The 4,463-nt window shown below is 73.6% G+C and carries 3 protein-coding genes and 1 pseudogene; 1 reads left to right on the top strand and 3 read right to left on the bottom strand.

Annotated features, from left to right (window positions below; all coding sequences use genetic code 11):
* The 3 genes from VR45_RS40030 to VR45_RS40020 form a co-directional block, all read right to left on the bottom strand.
* A partial coding sequence (locus VR45_RS40030; protein WP_045944894.1) for a GAF domain-containing protein occupies positions 1-894 on the bottom strand: 894 nt, incomplete at its 3' end.
* A 71-nt stretch (positions 895-965) separates the two neighbouring features.
* The gene (locus tag VR45_RS40025; protein WP_045944893.1) at positions 966-2,348 is read right to left on the bottom strand and encodes an MFS transporter; all 1,383 of its coding nucleotides are present in this window, start codon (positions 2,346-2,348) and stop codon (positions 966-968) included.
* Positions 2,349-2,571: 223 nt separating this feature from the next.
* A complete protein-coding gene (locus VR45_RS40020; RefSeq protein WP_045944892.1) occupies positions 2,572-3,333 on the bottom strand; it encodes a 3-hydroxybutyrate dehydrogenase in 762 nt (253 codons plus the stop codon).
* A gap of 309 nt (positions 3,334-3,642) precedes the next feature.
* On the opposite strand from VR45_RS40020, the pseudogene VR45_RS49775 reads away from it, so the two are divergent.
* Positions 3,643-4,463: pseudogene (locus VR45_RS49775) on the top strand (hypothetical protein); the annotation flags it as partial.

Below are 4,463 nucleotides of genomic sequence, written 5' to 3'. Positions count from 1 at the left end.
GGTGTCCAGTACGGCTATCCCCCCGCCGAGCAGGGCGGCCACGGCCGCGGCGACGTCCGGCACCTCCGCCCCGCGCAGGACCAGGTCCGTGAGCCGGTCGTGGCCCCGCTCGGCGCGCTGGACGGCGGCGGAGTGGGCGCGGATCAGCTCGTTGGCGCTGTTCAGCTCGGCGAGCGCGGCCCGGGTGTCGGCGAGCGCCTTGGCGGTGTCCAGGGCGATCGCGGCGTGCGCGGCCAGGGTGCAGAGCAGCGCGACCTCGTCGGGGGAGAACGCGCGGGGTGAGCGGTCGGCGGCGAACAGCACCCCGATCACCCGCCCGCCGAGCAGCAGCGGGACACCGATGATCGCCACCAGTCCCTCGTCGACCACGCCCGCGTCGATGACGTCGGTGTGGTGGAAGCGGCCGTCGGTGCGGTAGTCGGGGGTGGCGTACGGGCGGGCGCTCTGCGCGACCAGGCCGCCGAGGCCGTCGCCGAGGCTGAGCCGCAGGGTCTGGAAGAGGACCGAGACCGAGCCGTCGGTGACCCGCATGTAGGTGTCGCCCGCGGCCTCGTCCGGGAGGGTGAGATAGGCGGTGTCGGTGCCCAGCAGCATCCGGGCCCGGCGGACGATCGCCTGCAGGACGGAGTCGAGGTCGCGGGAGGCGGCGAGGTCGCCGGCGGTGTCGAAGAGGGCGGTCAACTCGGCCTCGCGGCGGCGGTGCTGGCGCAGGGTCCGGTGGACCCGCAGCGCCTGCCAGGTCGCGTCGTCGATCTCGCTCAGCACGTCGGCCGGTGCGCCCCGCCGGCGGGCGTCGGCCAGCACGTCGGCGAAGTCCTCGGTGGCGGCGCCGGAGGCGAGCAGGTCCAGCAGTCGCCGCAGTGCGGGCGCCGAGCCGGCGTGGAGGTCGTTCATGGTACGGCCGCCAATCGGCAGTGGGTGTTCGTGTCCCGGGGAGGGAAGCGCGATGCTAGCCGGACGGCGCGTCAGGCGGTGGCCGCCTTCCCCACCGTCGCCGCTCCCGGCTCCGTGCCGTCCTCGGCCGGCCGGGCGCCCGTCACCTCCGCCAGGTCGTGCCCGCGCGTCTCCCGCCCGCACAGCACCGCCAGGACGGTGATCGCGGCGGCGATCGCCACGTACACCGAGATCGGGGTCGAGCTGCCGTAGTCCTTCAGCAGCGCGGTGGCGATCAGCGGTGCGGGTGCGCCGGCGGCCACCGAGGCGAACTGCGCGCCGATCGACGCGCCCGAGTAGCGCATCCGGGTGGCGAACAGCTCGGAGAAGAAGGCGGCCTGGGGTGCGTACATGGCGCTGTGGAAGACCAGTCCGACGGTCACCGCGAGCACCAGTGAGCCGAAGGAGCCGGTGTCCACCATCCCGAAGAAGACGAACGCCCACACCCCGACGCCGACCGCGCCCACCAGGTACACCGGTTTGCGCCCGATCCGGTCGGAGAGCGCTCCGAACACCGGGATCAGCGCGAACTGGACCGCCGAGGCGATCAGGACGGCGTTCAGGGCGGTCTGCTTGGGGAAGTGCACGTGCGAGACGGCGTACGCGAGCACAAAGGTGGTCATCACGTAGTACGAGATGTTCTCCGCCATCCGCGCGCCCATCGCGACCAGCACCTCCCGCCAGTGGTGCCGCAGCACCCCGACCAGCGGCGGCTGTTCGGCCTTCCCGCGCGCGGCCGCCCGGGCCAGCGCCTCCTTGAACAGCGGCGACTCGTCCACGGCCAGCCGGATCCACAGGCCGACCCCGACCAGCACCGCGGAGAGCAGGAACGGCACCCGCCAGCCCCAGGCCAGGAACGTCGCCTCCGACTGGATGCCCGTCAGCAGCGAGAGCACACCGGCCGCCAGCAGGTTCCCGGCCGGGGCGCCGCCCTGCGGCCAGGACGCCCAGAACCCGCGCCGCCGGGCGTCGCCGTGCTCCGACACCAGCAGCACCGCGCCGCCCCACTCGCCGCCGAGGGCGAAGCCCTGCACCAGCCGCAGCAGCGTCAGCAGCACCGGCGCCGTCACCCCGACCGAGGAGTAGGTCGGCAGGCACCCGATCAGCGTGGTCGAGCCGCCCATCAGCAGCAGGCTGACCACCAGCAGCCGCTTGCGGCCGACCCGGTCCCCGAAGTGCCCGAAGACCAGCGCCCCGAGCGGGCGCGCCGCGAACCCGATCGCGTAGGTGAGGAACGACAGCAGCGTGCCGGTCAGCGGGTCGCTGTTCGGGAAGAACACCTTGCCGAACACCAGCGCCGCGGCTGTTCCGTACAAGAAGTAGTCGTACCACTCGATCGTGGTACCGATCAGGCTCGCTGCCACGACTCTGGGCAGTGAGCGGCTCCGTGCTTGATCCGAGACGGCGGTTGTCATGGGGTCACCACTTCCGGGCCGGGGACAGGACAGGACGGGGGAGCGGACATGGCGCGAGGAGCGGGCAGGACGGGGGAGCGGGCGTTGCGCGAGGAGCGGGCAGGACGGGGACGTCGCCACAAGGTAGGGAGCCGCGGTGCCCGGGACTATGTGATCGACCCACATACCTCGGCCGAATTCCATGGCTGCTGGAACCATCACGCGACCGCACCCCGCCCACCGCTCAGTGCGCCGTCCAGGCGCCGTCGAGCGGGAGCGAGGCGCCGGTGAGGCAGGCGGCGTGCGGGAGGCAGAGGTAGAGGGCGAGCCGGGCCACCTCGACGGGCTCGATGAGACGCTTGACGGCGGTGCGCTCCAGCAGGACGCGCTCGACGACCTCCTCCTCGGGCACGCCGTGGGCCCGGGCCTGGGCGGCGATCTGGTGCTCCACCAGGGGGGTGCGGACATAGCCGGGGTTGATGCAGTTGCTGGTGACGCCGTGCGGCGCGCCCTCCAGGGCGACGGTCTTGCTGAGGCCCTCCAGGGCGTGCTTGGCGATCACATAGGCCGATTTGAAGGGGCTCGCCCGCAGACCGTGGACGGAGGAGATGTTGACGACCCGGCCCCACCGCCGCGCGTACATGTGGGGGAGGGTGCGGCGCAGGATGCGGAACGGGGCCTCGACCATCACCCGCTGGATCTGGGTGAAGCGTTCGAGCGGGAACTCGTGGACGGGGGCGACGTGCTGGAGGCCGGCGTTGTTGACCACGATGTCGGCATCGGCCGGCAGGGCCTCCACCGCCTCCGGGTCGGCGAGGTCGGTGACGTGCGCGACGCCGCCGATCCGCTCGGCCAGCCGACGGGCGGGGTCGGCGGCGAGGTCGACGACGTGGACCCGGGCGCCGGCCTCGGCGAGGACCTCGGCACAGGCCCGGCCGATGCCGGAGGCGGCCCCGGTGACCAGCGCGGTGCGGCCGTCGAGGGGGCGGGCTGAAGTGGTGTCCATGGCCGAGAACGGTAGGAATCCGACGGCCGGGCTCCTATGTGGTGGTCCTCTACAGCACCCCGGAGAACTGTGGGGTTCTCCGCCATGACGGTCGGCGGCCGGAAGAAGCCCCGAAAGCCAAACCCACCCTCAGGGGTCTTCCCCGGAATGGGCGCGGATGCTTCACCCGTTCGGAGGATTGCTCGGTCAGAACCACCCATAGCGCCCGAATGCTCGCTACATTCACGCCGATTCCCGACAGGGGGCGTCGCCACAGGCAGCCGAACCGCTGGTGGAGCCGGTGCGGCGTCCGAGAGGTGTTGACTGACTATGCCCCAAAGGCCTGCAACCGACAGCCCGGCGTACGGACCGCTCGACCCGCTCGACCAGCACCGGGGTCCGGTCGGCCGGGCCCTTCCGGACGCCCCCGACGCCCCGACCGCCGACGAACTGCGGTTGCCCGAGCAGGCCACGCCCGACCGGCACGCCCTCGACCGGCCCGGCCCGGACCGGCACACGCCCGACCAGTCGCCGCCCGCCCGGCCCGTTCCCGAGCGGCACGCCCCGGAGCGCCCGCCCACCGAGCGGCACCAGACGGCCGGCACCCAGAACCTCCAACTGGCCGCCCTGATCGAGGAGGCCGGCTTCTCGCACGCCGGCCTGGCCCGCCGGGTCGACCAGCTCGGCCTGGAGCACGGCCTCGACCTGCGCTACGACAAGACCTCCGTCACCCGCTGGCTCCGCGGCCAGCAGCCCCGCGGCGCCACCCCGGCCCTGATCGCCGAGGTGTTCACCCGTCGGCTCGGCCGCCGCCTCACCGCGCAGGACCTCGGCCTGGACGCCTGCGCCCCGGTCTACGCGGGCCTGGAGTTCGCCGAGACGCCGCAGGAAGCGGTGGACATCGTCGCGAGCATGTGGCGCAAGGACAACGGGCCGCAGTCCGAGCTGCGCCGGATCGCCTTCACCCCGGCCGGCCTGGTGGTGCCGAGCCGGGACTGGCTGATCGGCCGGACCGACGAGCGGGTCGCCCGTGACGGCTCCACCCTGGCGCGGCCCGACCCGGGGACGGGCGCTCCGCCGGCCGGCCCGCCCGGGTCGGCCACCGGGCCCGTCGGCCCGGCCGGCCCCGCGACGCGCGGCCAGCTGCCGGG

It is taken from the genome of Streptomyces sp. NRRL S-495, from assembly GCF_000966955.1.
Classification (GTDB): Bacteria; Actinomycetota; Actinomycetes; order Streptomycetales; family Streptomycetaceae; genus Kitasatospora; species Kitasatospora purpeofusca.
This window is presented reverse-complemented; position numbering and strand designations above follow the sequence as displayed.